Below are 1,697 nucleotides of genomic sequence, written 5' to 3' on the forward strand. Positions count from 1 at the left end.
ATCGATCACTTCGTCTCGCACCACAACAGCAACTGCGAGCCGTTTCGCTGGACTGCAACTGCCGATTCGATTCTCGAAAAACTGCACCGACTTTGCTCAGCTATCAGCGGGACAGGACACTAGAAGGGATCCGAACATTCTTGTGGACGTCACTTTGACGGACGGAGGTTCCAAGTGGCGGTACTTACTCGAAATCACCCAGGAATCGGCCGGCAAGCGTCGTCCTCTCGTAAAGCGAGAAGAGGTCTACAAGGACGAAGAGGAACTGCTGAAGCGGCCCGACAAACATGACCAAGTCGACGCAGAGCGGCTCACGCAGACAAGCTTAGAACAGGTCAATAGCAATGTGAGTTTCCGCGATATCTCCGATTTCTTCGCGGGTGTCGTCTACCTTCACCTTGTCCCTCAGTTGCTCAAGTATGCAGAAGGCATTCAAGGGAAGTTCCTGGAGAACGATCCGTTTGGTCAGGCGTTCTTGGAGAGGATCGCCGCCACCGGGGAGAAAAAGAGGGCGAGGCGGCTCAATCGCATCCAGGCCGTGCTGCAGAAAGCGGTTCCTCAACTTGAGGAGCTTCAGTTCGAGAGAGACCAGATAAGCGGCAAGCCGCACCTGAAGGCGAAGTACTCGCACTGGCGCGTCAATGGTGCATGGCAGCGGGAGGACCAGTTCTCTGACGGGACGCTTCGCTTGATCGGGCTGTTCTGGGTTCTTCAAGAAGATCCGGGACTCCTGCTACTTGAAGAGCCTGAACTGTCGCTTAACAAGAGAATAGTCGGCCTGCTGGCTCCATTCATTTACAAGCTTCAGGGAAAAGGGCAAGTTCTCGTCACGACGCACAGCAGCGATCTGCTGTCAGACCGGGGAATCGCTTTAGATGAGGTGATCCTGCTCGAACCGTCGCAGGAGGCCACGACGATCCGATCGGCGGACAAGCTGGAGGACGTCGAGCAGCTGGTGTCCGGTGGCCTTGGGCTTGGCGAAGCGATCCTCCCTCACGCCACGCCCCAGACAATTGATTCACTGGCCTCGATGTGAGTCGTCATGGTCAAAAAGATTGCTGTGGTAGCTGAGGATCTTCTGACTCAAGCAGTCCTTCACAAGTGCATCAGCGAGGTGCTTCCCGCATACAGCGTGGCCCGGACAGATGTGAAGAGTGGTCGCGGCAACGTGCAGCGCGAACTCAGGGCTTACGCGGCTTTGGCGCAGGTGATGCCGGTCTTTGTTGGCGTGGACCTAGACAACGACGACTGTGCACCGACGCTGCTCGGTGGTTGGGGACGACTTCCTCCGCAGGCAGGATTTCTCTTGAGAGTGGCTGTGCGAGAGATTGAGGCGTGGGTGCTTGCTGATCAAAAGCGGGTTGCGAGCTTCATCGGTGCGGCGCCTAACAATGTACCGAAGCGTCCTGACCAACTCGCTGATCCAAAGCGCTCGCTCCTAGAACTTGCCCGAGCGCATGCTGGTTCCGAGTTGAAGGCAGACTTGGTGCCACGGAACTACGACGCGCTGTATCCACGTATTGGCCGCGCCTATAACTTGCGCCTGTGTGAATTCGTTGCAAAGAAATGGCGCCCCCGTAAGCTCCCCCGTCAAGTAGACATCCCGGAACTGGAGTCTGCGGCGGTTGTGAGCCTGGGCATGAACAGCCTTGGAGGCAGGCCGCCCAGGGCGTCGTGAGGGCGCTGCTCGTTGTACT

At 57.2% G+C, this 1,697-nt stretch carries 2 protein-coding genes and 1 pseudogene; all 3 read left to right on the top strand.

Going from position 1 to position 1,697, the window contains the following annotated elements; genetic code table 11:
* A pseudogene (locus E8D38_RS27535) lies at positions 1-123 on the top strand (IS630 family transposase); the annotation flags it as partial.
* 19 nt (positions 124-142) lie between these two features.
* Positions 143-1,036, top strand: a complete 894-nt coding sequence (locus E8D38_RS27540; protein WP_181179543.1) for an AAA family ATPase — start codon at positions 143-145, stop codon at positions 1,034-1,036.
* A 6-nt stretch (positions 1,037-1,042) separates the two neighbouring features.
* Positions 1,043-1,678, top strand: a complete 636-nt coding sequence (locus tag E8D38_RS27545) for a hypothetical protein (RefSeq protein WP_140637468.1) — start codon at positions 1,043-1,045, stop codon at positions 1,676-1,678.
* Positions 1,679-1,697 lie beyond the last annotated feature (19 nt).

It is taken from the genome of Methylibium rhizosphaerae (assembly GCF_006386545.1).
Taxonomy (GTDB): Bacteria; Pseudomonadota; Gammaproteobacteria; order Burkholderiales; family Burkholderiaceae_C; genus Pseudorivibacter; species Pseudorivibacter rhizosphaerae.

Excerpts from the sequence above, each read along its gene's own strand:
- E8D38_RS27545 (WP_140637468.1), top strand. The coding sequence starts at position 1,043 with ATGGTCAAAAAGATTGCTGTGGTAGCTGAGGATCTTCTGACTCAAGCA.